Annotated in this window: 26 protein-coding genes; 15 read left to right on the plus strand and 11 right to left on the minus strand. The window is 64.3% G+C overall.

Annotation, left to right across the window (positions count from 1 at the left end; genetic code table 11):
• Window positions 1-24: 24 nt before the first annotated feature.
• Window positions 25-597: a sigma-70 family RNA polymerase sigma factor gene (locus L338_RS11105; protein WP_022698459.1), complete on the minus strand. Its 573-nt coding sequence runs from the start codon at window positions 595-597 to the stop codon at window positions 25-27.
• Window positions 598-713: 116 nt separating this feature from the next.
• Here L338_RS11105 and L338_RS11110 point away from each other — a divergent pair, with 116 nt between their 5' ends.
• From L338_RS11110 to L338_RS17700, 5 genes are all read left to right on the plus strand, one after another.
• Window positions 714-1,205: an invasion associated locus B family protein gene (locus tag L338_RS11110; protein WP_022698460.1), complete on the plus strand. Its 492-nt coding sequence runs from the start codon at window positions 714-716 to the stop codon at window positions 1,203-1,205.
• 76 nt (window positions 1,206-1,281) lie between these two features.
• Entirely contained in the window at window positions 1,282-2,028 is a 747-nt protein-coding gene (locus L338_RS16625) for a hypothetical protein (protein ID WP_022698461.1), read from the plus strand.
• Between the two features lie 54 nt (window positions 2,029-2,082).
• Window positions 2,083-2,532 (plus strand): VOC family protein, encoded by a 450-nt coding sequence (locus tag L338_RS11120; RefSeq protein ID WP_022698462.1) that lies wholly within the window; start codon window positions 2,083-2,085, stop codon window positions 2,530-2,532.
• 47 nt (window positions 2,533-2,579) lie between these two features.
• Window positions 2,580-3,743 (plus strand): dual-specificity RNA methyltransferase RlmN, encoded by a 1,164-nt coding sequence (gene rlmN / locus L338_RS11125; RefSeq protein ID WP_022698463.1) that lies wholly within the window; start codon window positions 2,580-2,582, stop codon window positions 3,741-3,743.
• 68 nt (window positions 3,744-3,811) lie between these two features.
• The gene (locus L338_RS17700) at window positions 3,812-4,147 is read left to right on the plus strand and encodes a hypothetical protein (protein WP_022698464.1); all 336 of its coding nucleotides are present in this window, start codon (window positions 3,812-3,814) and stop codon (window positions 4,145-4,147) included.
• Here L338_RS17700 and ligD (L338_RS11135) read toward each other — a convergent pair.
• The 3 genes from ligD (L338_RS11135) to L338_RS11145 all read right to left on the minus strand — a co-directional run bounded on the left by ligD (L338_RS11135) (window position 4,144) and on the right by L338_RS11145 (window position 6,705).
• Window positions 4,144-5,040 carry a non-homologous end-joining DNA ligase gene (ligD, locus tag L338_RS11135; protein WP_022698465.1) on the minus strand — a complete coding sequence of 299 codons (897 nt, stop codon included), beginning with the start codon at window positions 5,038-5,040 and terminating at the stop codon, window positions 4,144-4,146. The genes L338_RS17700 and ligD (L338_RS11135) overlap by 4 nt on opposite strands.
• Window positions 5,037-6,032, minus strand: coding sequence for a non-homologous end-joining DNA ligase (gene ligD / locus L338_RS11140; protein ID WP_022698466.1), 996 nt, complete (start codon window positions 6,030-6,032; stop codon window positions 5,037-5,039). Before ligD (L338_RS11140) ends, ligD (L338_RS11135) begins: the two co-directional genes overlap by 4 nt.
• 64 nt (window positions 6,033-6,096) lie before the next feature.
• A complete protein-coding gene (locus L338_RS11145; protein ID WP_206740830.1) occupies window positions 6,097-6,705 on the minus strand; it encodes a DNA polymerase ligase N-terminal domain-containing protein in 609 nt (202 codons plus the stop codon).
• On the opposite strand from L338_RS11145, the gene L338_RS11150 reads away from it, so the two are divergent.
• Window positions 6,704-7,231, plus strand: coding sequence for a GNAT family N-acetyltransferase (locus L338_RS11150; RefSeq protein WP_022698467.1), 528 nt, complete (start codon window positions 6,704-6,706; stop codon window positions 7,229-7,231). The two genes, L338_RS11145 and L338_RS11150, sit on opposite strands and share 2 nt — an antisense overlap.
• Before the next feature lie 60 nt (window positions 7,232-7,291).
• Here the strand turns inward: L338_RS11150 and L338_RS16630 are convergent, their stop codons facing one another.
• The 3 genes from L338_RS16630 to L338_RS11165 all read right to left on the minus strand — a co-directional run bounded on the left by L338_RS16630 (window position 7,292) and on the right by L338_RS11165 (window position 8,874).
• Window positions 7,292-7,600: an EF-hand domain-containing protein gene (locus L338_RS16630; protein WP_022698468.1), complete on the minus strand. Its 309-nt coding sequence runs from the start codon at window positions 7,598-7,600 to the stop codon at window positions 7,292-7,294.
• A 236-nt stretch (window positions 7,601-7,836) separates the two neighbouring features.
• Complete coding sequence (locus L338_RS11160; RefSeq protein ID WP_022698469.1) at window positions 7,837-8,130, minus strand: calcium-binding protein; 294 nt, start codon at window positions 8,128-8,130, stop codon at window positions 7,837-7,839.
• 144 nt (window positions 8,131-8,274) lie between these two features.
• Window positions 8,275-8,874 carry a DNA-3-methyladenine glycosylase I gene (locus tag L338_RS11165; protein ID WP_022698470.1) on the minus strand — a complete coding sequence of 200 codons (600 nt, stop codon included), beginning with the start codon at window positions 8,872-8,874 and terminating at the stop codon, window positions 8,275-8,277.
• A 48-nt stretch (window positions 8,875-8,922) separates the two neighbouring features.
• Between L338_RS11165 and L338_RS11170 the strand changes: the two genes are divergently transcribed.
• Entirely contained in the window at window positions 8,923-9,231 is a 309-nt protein-coding gene (locus L338_RS11170; protein WP_022698471.1) for a putative quinol monooxygenase, read from the plus strand.
• The gene (locus tag L338_RS11175) at window positions 9,228-9,635 is read left to right on the plus strand and encodes an HIT domain-containing protein (RefSeq protein WP_022698472.1); all 408 of its coding nucleotides are present in this window, start codon (window positions 9,228-9,230) and stop codon (window positions 9,633-9,635) included. The genes L338_RS11170 and L338_RS11175 overlap by 4 nt, the downstream gene beginning before the upstream one ends.
• Here L338_RS11175 and L338_RS11180 read toward each other — a convergent pair.
• Window positions 9,632-10,012 (minus strand): ArsR/SmtB family transcription factor, encoded by a 381-nt coding sequence (locus L338_RS11180; RefSeq protein WP_206740831.1) that lies wholly within the window; start codon window positions 10,010-10,012, stop codon window positions 9,632-9,634. The genes L338_RS11175 and L338_RS11180 overlap by 4 nt on opposite strands.
• Window positions 10,013-10,079: 67 nt before the next feature.
• Here L338_RS11180 and L338_RS11185 point away from each other — a divergent pair, with 67 nt between their 5' ends.
• Together L338_RS11185 and L338_RS11190 are read left to right on the plus strand one after the other, a co-directional pair.
• The gene (locus tag L338_RS11185; RefSeq protein WP_022698474.1) at window positions 10,080-10,823 is read left to right on the plus strand and encodes a 3-oxoacyl-ACP reductase family protein; all 744 of its coding nucleotides are present in this window, start codon (window positions 10,080-10,082) and stop codon (window positions 10,821-10,823) included.
• 110 nt (window positions 10,824-10,933) lie between these two features.
• The gene (locus L338_RS11190) at window positions 10,934-11,725 is read left to right on the plus strand and encodes an SDR family NAD(P)-dependent oxidoreductase (protein ID WP_022698475.1); all 792 of its coding nucleotides are present in this window, start codon (window positions 10,934-10,936) and stop codon (window positions 11,723-11,725) included.
• 4 nt (window positions 11,726-11,729) lie between these two features.
• Here the strand turns inward: L338_RS11190 and L338_RS11195 are convergent, their stop codons facing one another.
• Together L338_RS11195 and L338_RS11200 are read right to left on the minus strand one after the other, a co-directional pair.
• Window positions 11,730-13,508 carry a DUF885 domain-containing protein gene (locus tag L338_RS11195; protein WP_022698476.1) on the minus strand — a complete coding sequence of 593 codons (1,779 nt, stop codon included), beginning with the start codon at window positions 13,506-13,508 and terminating at the stop codon, window positions 11,730-11,732.
• A 47-nt stretch (window positions 13,509-13,555) separates the two neighbouring features.
• Window positions 13,556-14,434 carry an SDR family oxidoreductase gene (locus L338_RS11200; protein WP_022698477.1) on the minus strand — a complete coding sequence of 293 codons (879 nt, stop codon included), beginning with the start codon at window positions 14,432-14,434 and terminating at the stop codon, window positions 13,556-13,558.
• A gap of 300 nt (window positions 14,435-14,734) precedes the next feature.
• Between L338_RS11200 and sdhC the strand changes: the two genes are divergently transcribed.
• Genes sdhC through L338_RS16635 form a run of 5 tightly spaced genes read left to right on the plus strand, consistent with a single transcriptional unit; the run spans window position 14,735 to window position 18,727 of the window.
• Window positions 14,735-15,073 (plus strand): succinate dehydrogenase, cytochrome b556 subunit, encoded by a 339-nt coding sequence (gene sdhC, locus L338_RS11205; RefSeq protein WP_241762261.1) that lies wholly within the window; start codon window positions 14,735-14,737, stop codon window positions 15,071-15,073.
• Between the two features lie 4 nt (window positions 15,074-15,077).
• Window positions 15,078-15,464: a succinate dehydrogenase, hydrophobic membrane anchor protein gene (gene sdhD / locus L338_RS11210; RefSeq protein ID WP_022698479.1), complete on the plus strand. Its 387-nt coding sequence runs from the start codon at window positions 15,078-15,080 to the stop codon at window positions 15,462-15,464.
• Between the two features lie 7 nt (window positions 15,465-15,471).
• Window positions 15,472-17,259: a succinate dehydrogenase flavoprotein subunit gene (gene sdhA, locus L338_RS11215; RefSeq protein ID WP_022698480.1), complete on the plus strand. Its 1,788-nt coding sequence runs from the start codon at window positions 15,472-15,474 to the stop codon at window positions 17,257-17,259.
• Entirely contained in the window at window positions 17,259-18,041 is a 783-nt protein-coding gene (locus tag L338_RS11220) for a succinate dehydrogenase iron-sulfur subunit (protein WP_022698481.1), read from the plus strand. The genes sdhA and L338_RS11220 overlap by 1 nt, the downstream gene beginning before the upstream one ends.
• Before the next feature lie 38 nt (window positions 18,042-18,079).
• A complete protein-coding gene (locus L338_RS16635) occupies window positions 18,080-18,727 on the plus strand; it encodes an RDD family protein (protein WP_022698482.1) in 648 nt (215 codons plus the stop codon).
• Here the strand turns inward: L338_RS16635 and L338_RS11230 are convergent.
• The gene (locus tag L338_RS11230) at window positions 18,724-18,918 is read right to left on the minus strand and encodes a hypothetical protein (RefSeq protein ID WP_022698483.1); all 195 of its coding nucleotides are present in this window, start codon (window positions 18,916-18,918) and stop codon (window positions 18,724-18,726) included. The genes L338_RS16635 and L338_RS11230 overlap by 4 nt on opposite strands.
• Window positions 18,919-18,934: the final 16 nt, after the last annotated feature.

Raw genomic sequence — 18,934 nt, forward strand, 5'->3', positions numbered from 1 at the left:
TACGATTCAAATAAGCCAACCGGATCACAGCCCCGCTTCATCCAGCGCAGCGCGCAGCTTATCAAAGGCCAGGCGGAAGCGGGATTTCACCGTGCCAAGGGGAATCTGGCGGGTTTCCGCGATCTCCGACTGGCTGAGCCCTTCATAGAAAGCTAGACGCATCGTCTCCTGCTGGTCCTGCGGCAATTCGCCCAGCGCCCGGCGGATAATGGCGTCCCGCTGGCCGCCTTCAAGGGCGCGGTCCGGCGCCATTTCAGCCGGCGGGTGAAAGAACGGATCGTCGGGGTCCAGCTCCGGGCGGTTGCCGCGGCGCAGCTGGTCGATACGGCGGTTCCGGGCGATGCGGAAAATCCAGGTGGAAACGGCGCCGGCTTCGGGCTTGTAGCTGCGGGCCTTGCGCCAGACCGTGGTCATCACTTCTTGGGCGATTTCCTCGGCGGCCTCGTCCGCCGCGCCCTCGCGCATCAGATAGGATTTCAGGCGCGGCGCGAAGAAGGCGAACAGCCGCGCAAAGGCGTCTTCGTCCTGCGCTTCGGCTATGGCGCGCATCCATTCGGCCTGGGCCGCCCGGTCCGCGCCCGGGTCAGGGTCTTGCAAGACTGTTTTATTCACCCGCGCCCGCTCGCCGCCGTGTGGAAAGGTGATATAATCGCCGCCTGGTATTCACGATTCCTTTTTTGCGGCACGGCGCGCGAAAACGAAAGGGATAGGGCATGGTTAGGAACAGTCTCGTTATTGCTGCGGCCGCGCTGGCGGCAACGCCCGCGCTAGGCGCGCCGGTAAAGGAAGCGACGTTCGGCGACTGGAGCGTCTATCGCGCCAGCGAGGCGGGACGCGAAGTCTGCTACGCCGTCACCGCGCCGCTGGACGCCGCGCCCAAGGCGTTCAATCACGGCGATGTGTTCATGATCGTGTCCAGCTGGAAGGGCGAGGGCGCGGTGGAGCCGAGCTTCCACGCCGGCTACCCGCTGAAGCCGTCCCGCGCGCCGGAGATGAAGGTGGCCTATAGCGCCTTCGACAGCTTCGCCGACGAAAACGAGGCCTTCATCGCCGACCGCGGCGAGGAGCGCCAGCTGGTCGAATCCATGAAAGATGGCGCGACCATGCGCGTGGAGGCCACGGCCGAGGATGGCGGGTTCGCGGCCTATGAATTCTCTCTGTCGGGCGTGACGGCGGCGATCAACCGGATCGGCTCCAGCTGCTGAGCGCGCGGCGCTGAAACAATCAGCGCAAATTCGTTAGGTGATCGGGCGGCGCCCCTGTTCCTATAGTGGGCCGGCGATGCGTCTTCCCCCGTCCGTTGCCGGCTATTTCGCCAAGTTGCCGCCCGGGCAGCGCCTGGCCTGGCTGCTGGGCGCGTCCGCCCTGTTGCATTTGCTGGCGTTTCAACTGGCCGGACTGCTGCCCGAGCGCCGGGTGCGCGCGCCGGAGCGGCCAATCCCGGTGACGCTGGTTCCGGCCCCGCCGCGCGAGGCCCCGCCCGCCGCCGTTCCAGACAATGCGGTTCCCGCCGCCCCGCCCGCCATCGAGGCGCCGCAGGAGGAAACGGCGGAGCCGCGGCCCGCCCCGGCGGAGGCGGTTTCGCGGCCTGTCCGGCGGGACGAGGCGGAAGACGACCCCGAAGAGGAGGCCGCCCCGGACGCGGAGGCGGAAACGCCCGGCGTCAGCCTGGTCGCGCCGGACGGCGCCGCGCCGCGCTATGCGCCGCTGAACGAGGGCGAGTCTTCCGGCCGGCTGGCGCCGTTCCGTGACGGCCTGCCGCCGGGCGTGGCGCTGGACCGGGCCGTGCGGTCGCTGGAATGCCGCAAGCTGGACCCGGACGATCCCGAACATGACGAGGTCTGCGCGGGGGTGACTCCGGCCGAGCTGGTCGACCGCGACATGCCGGTGCGCGTGATCCGCGAGGCCGAGTTCGAGGCCATCCTGGAACAGCGCCGCGAAATGCGCCGCCGCAACGCCGAACAGCCCATGGACATGGCCCCGGAAAAGCCGGGCTGCGTCCTCGGCGTTTCGGGCGCCGATTGCTAGGGGGTTCGAGCGCGCTCATAATCGGGCGCGGCAACCGCGAGCAGGAGACGACCCATGTCCAGCGCACCCGCCCTGACCCCGCATCTGGTGATGAAAGATGCCGGAAAGGCGATTGAATTCTACAAGGCCGCCTTCGGCGCCGAAGAGCTGTTCCGCCTGACCGAACCCTCCGGCAAGATCGGCCATGCGGAGATGAAGATCGGCGGGTCCGTATTCATGCTGGCCGATGAATATCCCGATATGAGCGCGGTGGGGCCGCAGACGCTGGGCGGCACGCCGGTCAAGCTGCACCTGGCCGTGGAGAACGCCGATGCGGCTGTCGAGCGCGCCCAGAAGGCGGGGGCCGAGCTGGTCCGCCCGCCGCAGGACGAGTTTTACGGCGAGCGCACGGCGATGATCGCCGACCCGTTCGGCCATCAATGGTTCCTGGCCCAGCATCTGGAAGACGTGCCGCCGGAGGAGATGCAGAAGCGGTTCGAGGCGCTGATCTCGGGGGGCGACTGAGACCCCGCCCTCGCAAAATCCCGCGCAAACCGCTATATGCGCGCGCAATGACCGTAACGCTCGACCTTTCCACCGCGCGGCCCGCCGCGCCTGACGCCCGGCCGTCCCTTGTCGGCCTGACGCGCGAGAAGCTGCGCGCCGCGCTGATCGAAATGGGCGTGGACGAGAAGAAGTCGAAAATGCGGGCCAGCCAGCTCTGGCGCTGGATCTATCATTACGGCATGACCGATTTCTCGGAGATGACCGACATCTCCAAGGATCTGCGGGTGCAGCTGGCGGAGCATTTCACGCTGGAGCGGCCGGAGATCGTGGACCGTCAGGTCAGCGTCGACGGCACGCGGAAATATCTGATCCGTATGTCGCCGGGCGTGGAGGCCGAAGTGGTCTTCATTCCGGATGTGGGCCGGGCCGGGGCGCTGTGCGTTTCCTCCCAGGTCGGCTGCACGCTGAACTGCACCTTCTGCCACACCGGTACGCAGGCGCTGGTGCGCAACCTCACCGCCGAGGAGATCGTGGCGCAGGTCATGGTGGCCCGCGACGATCTGGAGGAATGGCCGACGAGCACCGAGAACCGGCGGCTGACGAACATCGTCTTCATGGGCATGGGCGAGCCGCTCTATAATCTCGACAATGTCTCCGACGCCATCGACGTGATCGCGGACGGCGACGGCATCGCCATTTCGCGCCGCCGCATCACGGTTTCCACCTCCGGCGTGGTGCCCAAGATCGTGGAGCTGGGCGAGCGCACGCGCACCATGCTGGCGATCAGCCTGCACGCCACGAACGACCCGCTGCGCGACGAGCTGGTGCCGCTGAACAAGAAATTCCCGCTTGAGCAGCTGATGGACGCCATCCGCGCCTATCCGGACCTCGGCAATTCCAAGCGGGTGACGTTCGAATATGTCATGCTGAAAGACGTCAATGACTCCCCGGCGGAGGCGCGGGCGCTGGTCAAGCTGCTGGAAGGCGTGCCGGCCAAGATCAATCTGATCCCGTTCAATCCCTGGCCCGGCAGCCCGTATGAGTGCTCCGACTGGGAGACGATCGAGGCGTTCGCCGAAGTCATCAACAAGGCCGGCTACGCCTCCCCCATCCGCACCCCGCGCGGCCGCGACATCTTCGCCGCCTGCGGCCAGCTGCGCAGCGAGTCCAAGAAGGTGCGCGCCAGCGAGCGTAAGAAGCTGGAGCGGGAGCAGGCCGCGGCCTCCTGAATCGGTCCGGAACAGTCGCCGCGCCCGTTCCGTTCATTCTCCAAATGATAAGATGGAGGATGAACCCCATGGCCGGTCAGGCGAAACAGCCGAAAAAAGACCTTCGCTATCAGCAGCCGACGACGCGTGAAGAACAGCTTCACAGCGATATTGATCTGGCGGACCAGCCTCCTGCGGGCCAAGGCGGCCGCGCCGGTGGCGAGATGAACCGCGATATCGGCTCGCGTGACGAGGAGAAGCGTGCATTCGAGCGCCCGGCTGGCGCGACGCGTGTCACCAAGTCCGACGAAAAGCCCAAGGAAGACCGCAATTTCTCCGAGCAGGAGGAATATATGGACGAGGACAAGCTCGATCCGAAGGACAAGGCCGCCGCGCGCTATCACGGGCGCAGCGACGAGGCCTAGCCCGTCAGCTTCAGACGATTGTGAGTTTTTAGAAAATCCGCCCAGGGGTCGGTCTTCTGGCCGAGCCTCTGGCGGATATTTTTTATGGTGTATTGCTGAGGGTGGATGTCGCTGGATGTCAGTTCGTCCCAGTCGAGCGGGCAGGCGATGGGGGCGCCGTCCCTGGCGCGCAGCGAATAGGGGGCGACGCGGGTCTGGCCGTAGGCGTTGCGGTAGGTGTCGATGAAGATCTTGCCGCCGCGCTTGTTCTTGCGGTGCTGAGTGGTGGTGGCGTCCGGGCAGTGTTCTTCCAGTTCCTTGGCGATGCGGCGGGACTCGTCCCGCATCTCCTGGAAATCATGGTCGCGGCGCAACGGCACGCAGATATGGAAGCCGCGCGAGCCGGTGGTCTTCACGAAGGATTTGAGGCCCCGCTCCTCCAGGATCCCTTTCAGCTCCAGCGCCACCTTGCGCACCGTGTCGGAATAATCCTCGGACGGGTCGAGATCGAAGACCATGACGTCCGGGTGGTCGGGCTTGTCGGTGCGGGCGAGCGGGGCGTGGATGACCAGTATGCCGGCATTGTTCGCCATCCAGACAAGGTCGGCCTCGGCATGGGCGGAAAGCTGGGTCATGGACCCGCCCTCCCGCTTGTCGAAATCGACGCGCTTGATCCAGTCCGGCGCGTAGTCGGGGGCGTGTTTCTGGTAGAAGCCCTCGCCTTTCAGCCCGTCGGGATAGCGTTTGAAGGTGAGGGCGCGGTCCTCGAGATAGGGCAGGGCGAGGTCCGCGATATCGGAATAATATTCGATGACATCGCCCTTGGTGACGCCCTCGTCCGGGAACAGCACCTTGTCGAGGCTGGAAATTTCCACCTCGTGATTGCCGACCTTCACCGTCTGACTCTTGCTCATTTCGGGCGCTCCCGGACCACCGATTTTGGATCCTTGTCGTCGCGCAGTCCCAGAAAGCGCGGATGACGTAATTTTCCCGAGCCGGTCCATTCAGTGAAACCCACCTCGCCGACGAATTTGGGCTGCACCCAGTGCACGTTCTTGCCGTCCGGCGGATCGGCGAAGGGCGACGTCTTGCGTTCCGCGCTTTTCAGCTTCGCGCCAAATTCCTCCAGGAACTGATCGTCGAAACCGGTGCCGACGCGGCCGGCATATTTCAGATCGCCGTCTTCGTAATAGCCGAGAAGAAGCGCGCCGAAGCCAATGCGCGAGCCTTCCGGCTCGCTATAGCCGCCGATGACCAGCTCCTGGCCCTTGTCGCACTTGAATTTCAGCCAGTCCTTGGAGCGCTTGAAGCGATAGGGGGCGTTCGCCTTCTTGGCGATCAGGCCTTCCCACCCCTTTCGGCAGGCCTCACGGAGGAAAGTTTCGCCGTCCTCGTTCCTGTGCTCGGTGAAGCGGATCGGGTCTTTGAATTTCAACGCGCCGCGCAGCACGGATTTGCGGGCGCGCAGGGGCAGGCGGGACACATCGGACCCGCCGAAATGCAGTATGTCGAAGGCGTAGAAGAAGACCGGCACGCCGGAAGCTTTCGCCCGTTCGGCGTCATGGATGCCCATGCGGTCCTGCAGCTTCGAGAAGCTGGTGACGTCGCCGTCGAACGTCACGACCTCGCCATCGATGATCAGGTCCGGGCCGCCTTCCAGCGCCTCGGCGATCTCGGGATAGGTATCGTCATTGCGGTTCTTGTTGCGGCTATAGAGCCTCACCTTGCCGTCCTTGCGGAAGGCGAGCAGCCGCACCCCGTCCAGCTTGCGCTCATAAATCCAGTTCTCGTCGGAGAAATACTCGTCGGTCAGCACGGCGAGCTGCGGGTCCACCCAGTCCGGGAAGGCCTGATCGCGGACCTTCTCCCGGTCCTCCCCGGAAAGATCGGCGAGCGGATCGCTCATTCGCCTTCCTCGTCCGCAATCTGTTTCATCGTGCGCCCCGTGAGGGCAGATTTGGTCTCCGTGCTCACCGGGTTGCGGCGGGCGTCAGCCTCGTCATCGCCGATCTTGGCCAGCAGCCAGTTTTTCTCTCCCCGCCCAGCTTGGCGTGGATCAGCGCCCAGCCGCCGGTCAGCTTCTCCCCCTCCAGCCACACCTCGACATGGCCCTTGGCGAGCGACTCCTCCATCGAGAGCGGCTCGTCCTTGTCCGACATCAGGTTTCTATAGGGGCCGCCATCCCAGACCATGACCGTGCCGCCGCCATATTCGTCTTCCGGGATCACGCCCTCGAAATCCTTGTAGTCGAGCGGGTGATCCTCGGTCCGCACGGCCAGGCGCTTGTCGCCGGGGTCCATGGAGGGGCCTTTGGGCACGGCCCAGCTGACCAGAACGCCGTCAATCTCCAGCCGGAAATCGTAATGCAGGCTGGAGGCCGCGTGCTTCTGGATCACGAAGACCGGGCGGTCGGAGGATTTCGCCTTCGAGCCGTCGGGCTCGGGCGTTTTGCGGAAATCGCGTTTTTCGAGATAGGTCTTGAGTTTGTTCTGGCTCATGGCTGGCGCGATTGCGTGTTCCGGGGCTAGTAGAGTGACGCGCCAGAAGAACGGCGCATCGCCCGGAACGGTTCCCGCCATGGCCTCTCTGCCCGCCCTTGCCACAGACCGCCTGACGCTGCGCCCTCTGGCGGGCGAGGACGGCGCCGCCCTGCATGCCGCCTTCTCCGATCCCGGGGTGATGAAATACTGGTCAGGCGGCCCGCATGAAACAGTGGAGCAGACGCTGGCCTATGCGGCCGAGAACGCGGCCGGGGAGCCTTACGCCACCTGGGCAATTACCGAGGATGGAGGCGAGGCGCTGGGCTGGGTAACGCTGGGCAGTGAGCGGCCGGGCGTGGCCGAGATCGGATTTATCCTGCGCCGGGACCGCTGGGGCCGCGGCTATGCGGGCGAAGCCGCGCAGGCCGTTCTGGCGTACGGTTTCGCGGAGATGGGGCTGCACCGGGTCTTCGCCGATATCGATCCGGACAATGCGGCCTCGATCGGCGTGGTCGTGCGGCTGGGGTTTCGGCTGGAAGGGCGGCTGCGGCAGGCGTGGAAGACCCATATCGGACTGCGCGACAGCCTGATCTATGGCCTGTTGAAAGACGAATATCGGACATGAAAAACCCCGGCGCGGCGCGCCGGGGTTTCTCTGCAAGGTCTGTTTACGCGAAAGCGAGGCTTATTCGGCTTCGCTGTCGTCGGACATGTCATGGTCTTCCATGCCATCATCCATCTTTTCCGCGTCATGCGCGGCGTGCCAGGCGTCGACTTCATCCTTGCTGAGGTCGCCGCTGCCATCGGTGTCGGCTTCAGCGAAATCGGCTTCGGTTGCGTCTTCCTTGGCGGCCGCAACTTCTTCCCAGGACAGGGCGCCGTTGCCGTCAGTGTCGGCGGCGGCGAACTTGTCTTCCTTGTCGCCGGGGTTGCCGGCCATGGCGGCGGACGCGGCGAAAAGGGCGGCTGTGGTGATGATCAGGGTCTTCTTCATGTTGGTTGTTTCCTCCCATACGCGAAAAGCGCCGAGCGGGGGCGTCAGGCGCGGCTTGTTATTTAGTCTTGCTCCCCAAGCGGGATGAATAGCGCAAATTGAGGTGTCGCTTTCAAGTCTAAAATTGGGCGAAACCGGGGCGGTCCAAATTTTTCTGACCTATCAACTTGATTGTGCATAGAAAAACCCCCGGCGCGGGCGCGCCGGGGTTTTCCCGATTGGAAAGGCGTGACGCTCTAGTAGGTGTCGTCAGCCTCGGGCTCTTCCATGGAGCCGGAGTCCGACATGTCGTCGGCGCGCTTCTTCTCTTCCTTCCAGGTGTCGAATTCGTCCTCCGACAGGAAGCCGTCGGCATCCGCGTCATAGGCGTCGAAGTCTTCCTGGGTGACTTCCGGCTTCTCGGCCTGCACCTCGTCCAGCGTCAGCTGGTTGTCGCCATTCGTGTCGACGGCGGTGAAGTCGATATTGCCGGCCAGAGCGGCGGAACCCGCAAACAGGGCGGCGGCGGAAATGATCAGAGCGTTCTTCATGGCTATCAAAGCCTCCTTTTTCCATCCTCGTCCCCGCGGCATTCTTGTTGTTCGTGTCTTGCGGAGACGGGTCAGAAAACGAGGCGGGAGAGCAACAGTTCCTGCGCGGCTGGAGGCCATTTCGTGACCTGAATCGGGCAGGAATCAGGCGCCGCCGCCCATCGCTTTTACCGGCGCGTGACGGTGGCAATCGGTGGTGTGGTCATTGACCATGCCGACCGCCTGCATAAAGGCGTAAACAATGACCGGCCCGCAAAACTTGAAGCCGCGTTTCTTGAGGTCCTTGGCGATCTGTTCGCTCAGCGGCGTTTTCGCGGGAACCTGGCCGCTGGACGGAAAATCGGTCTGTAGCGGTTTTCCGCCGGCATAGGTCCAGAGAAACTCCGAAAAGTCCTCGCCCGCCTCGCGCATATCCAGAAAGGCCTGCGCATTGCCGATGGCGGCGGCGGTCTTGGCTTTCGACCGGATGACGCCGGGGTCGGAAAGGATGCGGGCGATGTCCTCCTCGCCATAGCGGGCGATGGCCTCCGGATCGAACTGATCGAAGGCGGCGCGGATGGTTTCGCGCTTTCGCAGGATAGTGATCCAGGCGAGGCCCGCCTGCATGCCGTCCAGGATCAGTTTTTCCCAAAGCGCGCGGGAATCATATTCGGGCACGCCCCATTCGGTATCGTGATAGGCGCAATAGAGGGCGTCGTTTTCCGGGACCCAGGCGCAGCGGGATAGCGTTTGATCGGCGGGCATGGGGACTCCTATGCTGGACATCCCACCCGTTAGCCGAAGAGGCGCCCGATGACCATTGCCGTCTTGTATCGCTGGACCGTCAAACCCGGCATGGAGGAGCAGTTCCGCCAGGGCTGGGTGGAGGGCACGCGGGCCATCCACAAACATTGCGGCTCCTATGGCGCGCGGCTGCACAGGAACGAAGACGGCGTCTATGTCTCCTATGCCCGCTGGCCGGACGAGGAAACGCGGCAGGCCTGCTCGGGCAAGGTGGATCATTCGAAAGACGGTTTCCCGGAGATGCGCGAAGCGACGGAGGAATTTCTGGGAGAGGAGTTGTTGCCCATTACCGACGATCTTCTGGACGAGCCGCAATGAGCGGCTTCACGCTGGATCCGCGGCTTGAGGCCGACTCGGTCTTCGTCGCCGATCTGGCGCTCAGCCAGCTGCGGCTGCAGAACGATGCGCGCTATGTCTGGTGCGTGCTGGTCCCCCGCCTGGAAAAACTGACGGAGCTGGATGACCTGTCAGCAGAGGACCGCGCGGCGCTGATGGAGGAGGCGGTGGCCGTGGGCGCGGCGATCCGCGCCGCCACTCAAGTCGACAAGATCAATACCGGGGCGCTGGGCAATATCGTGCGCCAGCTTCATGTCCATGTGATCGGCCGGCGGGAGGGCGACGCCGCCTGGCCCGGCCCTGTCTGGGGTCATGGCGCCGCGGAGCCGTATGAACCTGCGGTGCTGGAGGCGCGCATAACGGCGCTCCGCAAGGCGGCCGCCTAGTCAGCCTCGCTACCGCAATCCTGCGACAGGACCGCGGCCAGAAGGCCGGGAAATCGTTTGTCCAGTTCGTCGCGTCGCAACGTGTTGCGCATGCTAACGCCGTCGCGTTCGCTCCGCACCAGTCCGGCCTCCCGCAAAATGCGGAAATGATGCGACAGGGTTGAGCGCGGCAGTGAGGGGCAGCCCGCCTCCCCGCATGTGCGCGGGCAGGACTCATCCAGATTCCTCACGATCTGAAGACGCGCAGGATCGCTCAGCGCATGCAGCACGCCCTCCAGCGTGATTGCGCCCGCGGCGGGATGATGGAGGCTTCTCATAACAGGAAGATAGATCGACCTTTCACTCGTAAATTTCAATAGTTCAATATTCTTGAACAATGGGAATAGGCTCCCATATGGGGACGCGTTCGCCGCAATCAGACGGCGTCAGACAAGGAATTTTGAAATGGCTCTCCCCCTCGAAGGAAAATCGGCGCTGGTCACGGGCGGCAGCCGCGGCATCGGGGCCGCAATCGCCCATCGCCTCGCCGAAGACGGCGCGGATGTCGCGATCACTTACGCCAGATCCGACGCCGCGGCCGAGAAGGTCGCCGATGCAATCCGCGCCCTTGGCAGAAAGGCCCTGCCGATCAAGGCCGACTCCAGCGATCCCGACGCCGTGCAGGCGGCCGTCCGGCAGGCCGCGCAAGAACTGGGCGGTCTGGACATCCTGGTGAACAATGCGGGGATTTTCGAGATGGGCGTAATTTCCGATCTCGGCGTGGAAGATTTCGACCGCATGGTTGATGTGAATGTACGGGCGGTTTTCGCCGCCGTTCAGGAGGCCTCCGGCCTGATCAGCGACAAGGGCCGCATCATCACGATCGGCAGCGTAAACGCCGATACGACGCCTTTGGCCGGCATGTCGCTTTATGGAATGAGCAAGGCGGCGGTGCAGGCCCTCACGCGCGGCTGGGCCCGTGACTTCGGCCCCAGAGGCGTGACGGTCAACGTGATCCAGCCCGGGCCGATCGATACGGATATGAACCCGGCCGAAGGCGAGTTCGCCGGACCGATGAAACAGCTGACCGCGCTGGGGCGCTATGGCGAGACGAAGGACATCGCCGATCTGACGGCCTTCGTGGCGGGTCCGGACGCCGGCTACATCACGGGCGCCGCGATTGATATCGACGGGGGCTTCCGCCTCTAGGGCGCCGGCTGGCGCGGCGCCGCCCCTCCCGCGCCGCGTCAGCCGCCCGTCTTGACCCTGTGAAGAAGCGTCCAATCTAACGCGGCAGACTTCCCATGGAGACATCCCGAATGAATATCGATCTATCCGGCAAGACCGCCTTTGTTTCCGGCTCGACCAAGGGCATTGGCCGGGCCATTGCCGCGCAGCTGGCGCGTCAGGGCGCGGCGGTGATGATCAATGGCCGCACCCAGGCCAGCGTCGATACCGCGGTGAACGAACTGCGCGACGCGGACGAGAACGCGGAAGTGTTCGGCGTGGCGGCTGATTGCAGTACGGCGGCGGGCGTGGAAGCAGTGCTGAAAGCGGCGCCGGAAGTCGATATTCTGGTCAATAATGTCGGCTTCTTCGATCCCAAACCGTTCTTCGATCTGGACGATGATGACTGGACCGGCGCGTTCGATGTGAACGTGATGAGCGGCGTGCGCCTGTCACGCGCCTATGCGCCGGGCATGAAGGAAAAGGGCTGGGGCCGGATCGTGTTCATTTCATCCGAATCCGCCCTGAACATCCCGACCGAGATGGTGCAGTACGGCATGACCAAGACCGCCCAGCTGGCCGTGGCGCGCGGCCTGGCCCAGACGCTGCGCGGCACCGGCGTGACGGTGAATTCCGTCCTGCCCGGACCGACCAAGTCGGAAGGCGTGATCGACATGATGGAAGGTCAGAGGAAGGACGGCGAAAGCGTCGATGAGGCGGGCGTGCGCTTTGTGCGCGAAAACCGCCCGACCTCCATCATCGACCGCATGGCCGAGGTTCAGGAAGTCGCCAACATGGTCGGCTATGTCTGCTCCCCGGCCGCCAGCGCCACCACCGGCGCGGGACTGCGCGTCGATGGCGGCGTGGTGGGATATCCGGTCTAGGCGGCTAGCCTTCGTCGTCGCCGGCTTGCTGCGCCGCGATCCAGCGGTCGATCTTTTCGTCCAGAAGGTCCAGCGGCAGGCCGCCTTCGACCAGGACGGCGTCGTGGAATTCGCGGACGTCGAAATCCGCGCCCAGCGCGTCTTCGGCGCGCGCGCGCAGCTCCCACAGTTTCAGCTCGCCGATCTTGTAGGCCAGCGCCTGGCCGGGCCATGAGATATAGCGGTCGACCTCGGTGCGGATATTGTGCTCGGCCAGCGCCGAGTTCTCCAGGAAGCAGGCCTCGGCCTCGTCCCGCGTCCAGCCATACCAGTGGATGCCGGTGTCCACGACCAGGCGGCAGGCGCGCCACATCTCGTAGGACAGACGCCCGAAATGCTCGTAAGGCGTCTCGTAGATGCCCATCTCGACGCCCAGCTTCTCCGAGTAAAGGCCCCAGCCCTCGCCGAACGCGGTGGGGTAGAGCCCTTTGCGGAATTCCGGCAGGCCCTCCAGCTCATTGCTGAGCGCGATCTGAAGGTGATGGCCGGGCACGGCCTCGTGCAGGGTCAGCGCCGGGATGTTGTAGAGCGGTCGCTGCGGCAGGTTATAGGTGTTCACCATATAGCCGCCGGCCACGCCGTTCTCGTAATCCCCGCCCCAGTAGCGTCCCGTCGTATAATTCGGGGCGATGTCCTCGGGCACCGGGCGCACGCCATAGGAATTGCGCGGCAATGTCTTGAAGAAGGCCGGAAGCTGGTCGTCTGCCTTCTTGGCGTAATAGGAGGCGAACTCCAGAAGCTCCTTGGGCGTCTCGGCGTAGAATTGCTCATCGGTGCGCAGATAGTTCAGGAATTCGGCGAACGTGCCCTCGAACCCGGTCTCCGCGATCACCGCGTCCATTTCGCCGCGGATGCGTTCGACCTCGGAAAGGCCGATCTGGTGGATTTCCTCGGGGGTCAGGTCGGTGGTGGTGAAATACTCGACCAGCGCCGGGTAATACTCTTCGCCGCCCGGCATCTCGCGGGCGCCCAGGCTTTCGCGGCTGGCGGGCAGATACTCGTTTTCAAGAAACTCGACCAGCTGGATCGTGGCCGGGCGAACCGATTCATTGATCGCCAGCACAGCCTGCTGTTTCAGGGCTTCCTGACGCTCCGCCGGAATCGTATCCGGCATTTTGGTGAGCGGCAGATAGAAGGCGCTTTCGGCGGCGTCCTCCGCCGGCACTTGCGCCTCGGCGTTTTCCAGAACCCGCTCGGCAATCATGCGCGGCTGAACCCAGCCCGTCTCGATCGCGCGCTCCAGATTGGCGATGTTCTCGTCCATGTAGCGCGGATAGTCGTTCAGACGGGAAATCCACGCCTCGGCCTCTTCGGCGGTGTTCAGCCGGGTCTGGCGGGCCATGCCGCTGAGCATGGTGTGGAAACCCGAATCATTGACGAAGGGAATGCGGTCGGTGTCGTAACCGGCCAGCATGATGCGGCGCTCCAGCATCCACTCCATCAGATCGTAATTCAGGCGCTCGCCCTCGGGCAGGGCGGCGCGGTCGATGGCCTCAAGCTGTTCGAGAAACGCCTCATTGGCGTCCGCGCGGCGCGCTTCGGCTTCAGGCGTGACGGCGGGCATCCGGCCCAGCGCCTCGATATCGCCCTTGCGGCCGGCCTCAAGCGGGTTCTCGGAAACGTCGAAGGCCTCGACTTCGTCAAACAGCGCGTGGAGGTCGTCGACCGGGGCCGCAAGCGCTGTGGGCGCGGTCAGGGCCAGCATTGCAAACGCGGCCAGCGCCGCGCGGAAAAATCGTGTCATGGAACTCCCCATCCCGTTCTTGATGTGAGCGGGCCGGGGACGCGCGATCAGCGCTCCAGATCCTCGGGCCGCAATCCGACTTGTTTGACGGTTATCTTGTCGACCATCCGCTCCGGCAGCAAGCGGGGGATGGTCCAGTTCTGCAAACGCTGCGGCACGAGGGCGTAGCGCAGGCGCGGCTTGTCCGCCGTGATGGCGTGTTTCACTTTCTCGCCGATGACTTCGGGTTTCAGCCCGTTGGGGCCGCGCGTCTTCATCCAGTTCAGGACGTTTTTCATGGCGGGCACATAGTCCGTGTCGCGGTATTTATCGATGTCGATATCGTCCGCCTTGTCCCAGATCGGCGTGGCCACAGCGCCGGGGCCGATGATCACTACCCCGATATCATAGAGCGCCAGCTCCTTGCGGAGCGATTTGGAAAGCCCCTCCAGCGCGTGTTTGGAGGCGGCGTAGGGGCCGACAAAGGGCATGCCCATCTTGCCGCCGACCGAGGACATCATGACGATCCGCCCCGGCGCGCCCGTCAAGGTCTTGTCCGCGCCCAGAAGCGGCGCGAAAGCCTGCGTGGCGCGCAGCACGCCCAGCAGATTGACCTGGAATTGCTGCTCCACTTCCTCCGGATCAATGTGAAGCAGCGGACCGGCCACCGCGATACCCGCATTGTTCACCAGCCCCGCCAGCGTGCGTCCGTCCAGCCAGTTGCGGACCGTCCGGGCGGCGGCGTCCAGCTGGTCCGGCCGGGTGACGTCCATCATCAAGGGCGTGACGGCCCCGCCGAACTCATCGGTCAGCTTTTGCGCATCCTCGTCCTTCCGGACGCCCGCGAAGACGTGAAAGCCGGATTCGGCGAGCACTTTCGCGCAGGCATGTCCGATTCCGGTGGAGGCGCCGGTGATAACCACGGCGCGGGTGTTGCTGGAAGCCATAGTGCCGGTCCTTCTGTCGTTCCCACGGGAAGATAGGGCGCGGCCAAGGCGCTGACGAGGCGGATTTTTATGAGAATTGAAGTTCACATAAATGGCGCTGAAACTTGCGAAACGCTCGCAATGGCAGGGGTGTGGCGGGAAGCGCATTGACACGCTAGGCGCTCAGCCTACCCTTCCGCGCAAAATTAGAACGCACGCTCATATTTTTCTGTCATGAGGGGCTACAACGATATGGCGTCTGACCGGGCCGACTCCCGACCCCTGTCCCCGCACCTTCAGATCTGGCGGTGGCATCCGACGATGGCGACATCGATCCTGCACCGCGCCACCGGCATCGTGAACTATGTCTGGGTCAGCGCGCTGGCGCTGTGGATCACCTATGCGGCGTGGAGCGGCGACGCCGATTTCACCGCCCTTCTGAGCGGCTGGGAAGCGGTCATCGCCTATCTGCTGATCTTCGGCGCGCTGGTTTCCATCGCCTTCCACTTCTTCAACGGCATCCGCTATCTGTTCTGGGATTCCGGGAAGGGGTTCACCCCGTCCCTCGCCAGCAAGATCTCGCTGTTCAACATCATCACCGGATTTGGCGTCGGCATCGCCGCCTTTGTCTGGTTCCTGATCGCGTCGGGGGCGCTGTAGACCGATGGCGAAAGATTTCTCGACACCGCTGGCGCGCGTGCGCCGCGACGGCGCGGCGGGCGAAGGCCCGGGCCATTTCATCGGCCAGCGCGCAAGCGCCGTGGCGCTGGCCATCCTGTCGCCGCTGACATTGATTTTCGTCCTGACGGCGGCCGCGTCCGGACCGGGCGGCGTGACCGATATGCTCTCCACCGGCTGGGGCGCGATCGTCACCATCCTGTTCTTTACCGCGGCGCTGTATCATGGCCGGCTGGGGGCGCAGGACGTCATCGACGACTATATCGCCCGGCAGGGAACGCGGATTGTCCTGCTGCTGGCCAACACGTTCTTCACCGCCGCGCTCTGGGTCGCGGTTACGGTGTCCATCCTGAAGCTTTCTTTCGGAGGTTAAGCGCCAGATGGCTGCTTACGACTGGATCGATCACGAATATGACGTCGTCGTTGTCGGCGCCGGGGGCTCGGGCCTCCGCGCGGCGGTCGGCGCGGCGCAGGCGGGCCTGAAAACGGCGTGCCTGACCAAGGTTTTCCCGACGCGCTCGCACACCGTGGCGGCGCAAGGCGGCATCGCGGCCAGCCTCGGCAATATGGGCGAGGATGACTGGCGCTGGCACATGTACGACACCGTGAAGGGGTCGGACTGGCTGGGCGACCAGGACTCCATCGAATATCTCTGCCGCCATGCGCCGGAAGCGGTGTACGAGCTGGAGCACTGGGGCGTGCCCTTCTCCCGCACCGAGGAAGGCAAGATCTATCAGCGCGCCTTTGGCGGCATGACCAAGAATTACGGCGGCGACTCGGTGCAGCGCACCTGCGCGGCGGCCGACCGCACCGGCCACGCCATGCTGCACACCATGTATGGCCAGTCGCTGAAGCACGATGTCGATTTCTTCATCGAATGCATCGCGCTGGACCTGATCATGGACGAGGACGGAGCCTGCCGCGGCGTCACGATGTGGAATCTGGACGACGGCACGCTGCACCGTTTCCGCGCCCATCAGGTGGTGCTGGCGACGGGCGGCTATGGCCGCTCCTATTTCTCCTGCACCTCGGCGCATATCTGCACGGGCGACGGCAACGGCATGGCGGCGCGCGCCGGCCTGCCGCTGCAGGACATGGAGTTCGTGCAATTCCACCCCACCGGCATCTATGGCGCCGGCGTGCTGATCACCGAGGGCGTGCGCGGCGAAGGCGGTTTCCTGACCAATTCGGAAGGCGAACGCTTCATGGAGCGTTATGCGCCGAACGCGAAAGACCTCGCCTCGCGCGACGTGGTCTCGCGCGCCATGACGATGGAAATCCGCGAGGGCCGGGGCGTCGGCAAGGACGCCGACCATATCCACCTGAACCTGTCGCACCTGGACCCCGACATCATTCACAAGCGCCTGCCCGGCATTTCGGAAAGCGCGCGCGTGTTTGCGGGCGTGGACGTGACCAAGGAGCCGATCCCGGTCCTGCCGACCGTGCACTACAATATGGGCGGCATCCCGACCAATTATCATGGCGAAGTGCTGAAACCGACCGAGGCCGAGCCGGACGCGACCGTGCCCGGCCTGATGGCGGTGGGCGAGGCGGCCTGCGTCTCGGTCCACGGCGCCAATCGGCTGGGCTCCAACTCCCTCATCGACCTGGTCGTGTTCGGCAAGGCGGCGGGCGAGCGTTGCGCAGAAACCGTGGAGCGCGGAGCCACGCACCGCGAACTGCCGAAAGAGATCACCGACAAGCATCTGGAGCGCTTCGACCGCGTGCGGAACGCAAACGGTTCGACCACCACGGCCGAACTGCGCAGCCGCATGCAGAAATCCATGCAGAACCATGTCGCGGTCTATCGCACCGAAGAGGTCATGGCTGAAGGCGCCGAGCAGATTGCGCAGATCTACAAGGACAGCGCCGACATCAAGATCACCGACCGCTCGATGATCTGGAATACCGACCTGGTCGAGGCGCTGGAATACGAAAACCTGATCATCAATGCGGCGGCCACGGCCAATGGCGCGGTGGCCCGCAAGGAAAGCCGCGGCGCGCATGCGCGCGAGGATTATCCGGACCGCGATGACGCGAACTGGATGAACCACACCATCGCCTATGTGCGGGAGGACGGCTCGGTCGATCTCTCCTACCGGCCGGTCCATTCCTTCACGATGACCAACGAAATTTCCTACATCGAGCCCAAGGCGCGGAGCTATTAATGGTTGAGCTCACTCTCCCCCGGAACTCCAAGCTCAAGAAGGGCAAGCGCTACGACGCCTCCAACGGGGCGAAGGATACGCGCACCTTCAAGATCTACCGCTACGATTCGGACGCCGACGATAATCCGCGCTGGGACGAATATGTCGTGCCCACCGACGAGCTGCGCCCGATGATTCTGGACGCCATGCTGTGGATCAAGGACAACGTGGATTCCACGCTTTCCTTCCGCCGCTCCTGCCGGGAAGGGGTGTGCGGGTCCTGCGCCTTCAACATCAATGGCCGCAACACGCTGGCCTGCACCAAGGGCTGGGACGAGGTCGGCGGCGGCGCCATCCAGATTTCCCCGCTGCCCCACCAGCCGGTCATCAAGGACCTGGTGACCGATCTTTCCAATTTCTACGCGCAATACGCGGCTATCGAGCCGTACCTGCAGACGGTCACCGCCGAACCGCAGAAGGAATGGAAGCAGAGCCAGGAAGACCGCGACAAGCTGGACGGCATGTATGAGTGTATTCTCTGCGCCTGCTGCTCCACGGGGTGCCCGTCCTACTGGTGGAATTCGGAGAAATTCTTCGGCCCGGCGGCCCTGCTGCAGGCCTATCGCTGGATCGAGGACTCGCGCGACGAGATGACGGGCGAGCGTCTGGACGCGCTGGAAGATCCGTTCCGGCTGTATCGCTGTCACACCATCATGAACTGCGCGCAGGTCTGTCCGAAGGGCCTCAATCCGGCGGAAGCAATCTCCGGCATCAAGCGCAAGCTGGCGGAACGGGCGGTCTAGCGCCGCCTGTTCAGACCGGCCGGGCCAGAGGGGGGCTGGTGGCCGAACAAGAAAACCAGGGCGATATCGCCACGGCGGACCCGTCCGCCGAACCCGCTGAACAGCCGGCCCCGGCGCCCGATGCGCGGCCCTGGGCGCGCTGGCTGGCGAAGATGACCGATCTGGCGCTGACGTCTTTCGTCTTTTTCGTTCTGGTTAGCGGCGCGTCGTTCGTCTTTTTCTTCGTCCTGTCATCGTTGAATCCGGCCCGGGCGGAGCAATATCTGCTCCAGCTCGCCTCGATTCCGTTCATGATCGCCTCGGTCATCCTTTTCTTCATTCTGTTTCTGCTGGGCGAGGCGACCCTGATCAGCGCGACCGGTTCGACGCCGGGCAAGGCCTTGCTGGGCATTCGCGTCATGGACCGTTCCGGCGGGCGGCTTTCTTTTCCCAAAAGTCTGCTGCGAAGCGCCCGCGCCTGGGCGCAGGGCCTTGGCCTCGGAATCCCGCTGGTTTCCATCATCGCGATGATTTTCGGCTATATGGCGCTGTCGGACCGCGGCGACACCGCCTGGGACCGGGGCGTCAATGCAGACTACCGGACCCATGAAGTCGGCCCGGTTCGCTGGACCATCGGCATTCTTGTCTGGCTGACGAGCGTCGCCATCGACATCGCGAACCGGGTTCTGACGCAGAGCGGATTCTAGCCGCTCTTGTCCCCGGCGCGTTGCGCGGTTTCGGCCGCCGCGCCCAGGATAAGGCCGAAAAGCAGCGCAAATATCAGGCTGTCGAACAACAGCCAGCCCATGACCGCGCCGGCCAGGAAGCCGCCTATGTTCAGGCCCGCGCGCTTCATGCCGCCGCCGGCGGCCCGTTCCGTTTCTTCTTCATCGGCCATGCCCGGCTCCCTGCAA

The organism is Euryhalocaulis caribicus, assembly GCF_000412185.1.
Taxonomy (GTDB): Bacteria; Pseudomonadota; Alphaproteobacteria; order Caulobacterales; family Maricaulaceae; genus Euryhalocaulis; species Euryhalocaulis caribicus.

Bases quoted from the DNA above. Each gene is read 5' to 3' on its own strand.
- L338_RS11170 (WP_022698471.1), top strand. From the start codon at position 8,923: ATGACCATTGCCGTCTTGTATCGCTGGACCGTCAAACCCGGCATGGAG.
- L338_RS16625 (WP_022698461.1), top strand. From the start codon at position 1,282: ATGCGTCTTCCCCCGTCCGTTGCCGGCTATTTCGCCAAGTTGCCGCCC.
- L338_RS11150 (WP_022698467.1), top strand. From the start codon at position 6,704: ATGGCCTCTCTGCCCGCCCTTGCCACAGACCGCCTGACGCTGCGCCCT.
- L338_RS16630 (WP_022698468.1), bottom strand. From the start codon at position 7,600: ATGAAGAAGACCCTGATCATCACCACAGCCGCCCTTTTCGCCGCGTCC.
- L338_RS11175 (WP_022698472.1), top strand. From the start codon at position 9,228: ATGAGCGGCTTCACGCTGGATCCGCGGCTTGAGGCCGACTCGGTCTTC.
- L338_RS11110 (WP_022698460.1), top strand. From the start codon at position 714: ATGGTTAGGAACAGTCTCGTTATTGCTGCGGCCGCGCTGGCGGCAACG.
- sdhA (WP_022698480.1), top strand. From the start codon at position 15,472: ATGGCTGCTTACGACTGGATCGATCACGAATATGACGTCGTCGTTGTC.
- L338_RS11200 (WP_022698477.1), bottom strand. From the start codon at position 14,434: ATGGCTTCCAGCAACACCCGCGCCGTGGTTATCACCGGCGCCTCCACC.
- L338_RS11230 (WP_022698483.1), bottom strand. From the start codon at position 18,918: ATGGCCGATGAAGAAGAAACGGAACGGGCCGCCGGCGGCGGCATGAAG.
- ligD (WP_022698465.1), bottom strand. From the start codon at position 5,040: ATGAGCAAGAGTCAGACGGTGAAGGTCGGCAATCACGAGGTGGAAATT.
- sdhC (WP_241762261.1), top strand. From the start codon at position 14,735: ATGGCGACATCGATCCTGCACCGCGCCACCGGCATCGTGAACTATGTC.
- sdhD (WP_022698479.1), top strand. From the start codon at position 15,078: ATGGCGAAAGATTTCTCGACACCGCTGGCGCGCGTGCGCCGCGACGGC.
- L338_RS11185 (WP_022698474.1), top strand. From the start codon at position 10,080: ATGGCTCTCCCCCTCGAAGGAAAATCGGCGCTGGTCACGGGCGGCAGC.
- rlmN (WP_022698463.1), top strand. From the start codon at position 2,580: ATGACCGTAACGCTCGACCTTTCCACCGCGCGGCCCGCCGCGCCTGAC.
- L338_RS11195 (WP_022698476.1), bottom strand. From the start codon at position 13,508: ATGACACGATTTTTCCGCGCGGCGCTGGCCGCGTTTGCAATGCTGGCC.
- L338_RS11160 (WP_022698469.1), bottom strand. From the start codon at position 8,130: ATGAAGAACGCTCTGATCATTTCCGCCGCCGCCCTGTTTGCGGGTTCC.
- L338_RS11145 (WP_206740830.1), bottom strand. From the start codon at position 6,705: ATGGCGGGAACCGTTCCGGGCGATGCGCCGTTCTTCTGGCGCGTCACT.
- L338_RS17700 (WP_022698464.1), top strand. From the start codon at position 3,812: ATGGCCGGTCAGGCGAAACAGCCGAAAAAAGACCTTCGCTATCAGCAG.
- L338_RS11120 (WP_022698462.1), top strand. From the start codon at position 2,083: ATGTCCAGCGCACCCGCCCTGACCCCGCATCTGGTGATGAAAGATGCC.
- L338_RS11165 (WP_022698470.1), bottom strand. From the start codon at position 8,874: ATGCCCGCCGATCAAACGCTATCCCGCTGCGCCTGGGTCCCGGAAAAC.
- L338_RS11220 (WP_022698481.1), top strand. From the start codon at position 17,259: ATGGTTGAGCTCACTCTCCCCCGGAACTCCAAGCTCAAGAAGGGCAAG.
- L338_RS11190 (WP_022698475.1), top strand. From the start codon at position 10,934: ATGAATATCGATCTATCCGGCAAGACCGCCTTTGTTTCCGGCTCGACC.
- ligD (WP_022698466.1), bottom strand. From the start codon at position 6,032: ATGAGCGATCCGCTCGCCGATCTTTCCGGGGAGGACCGGGAGAAGGTC.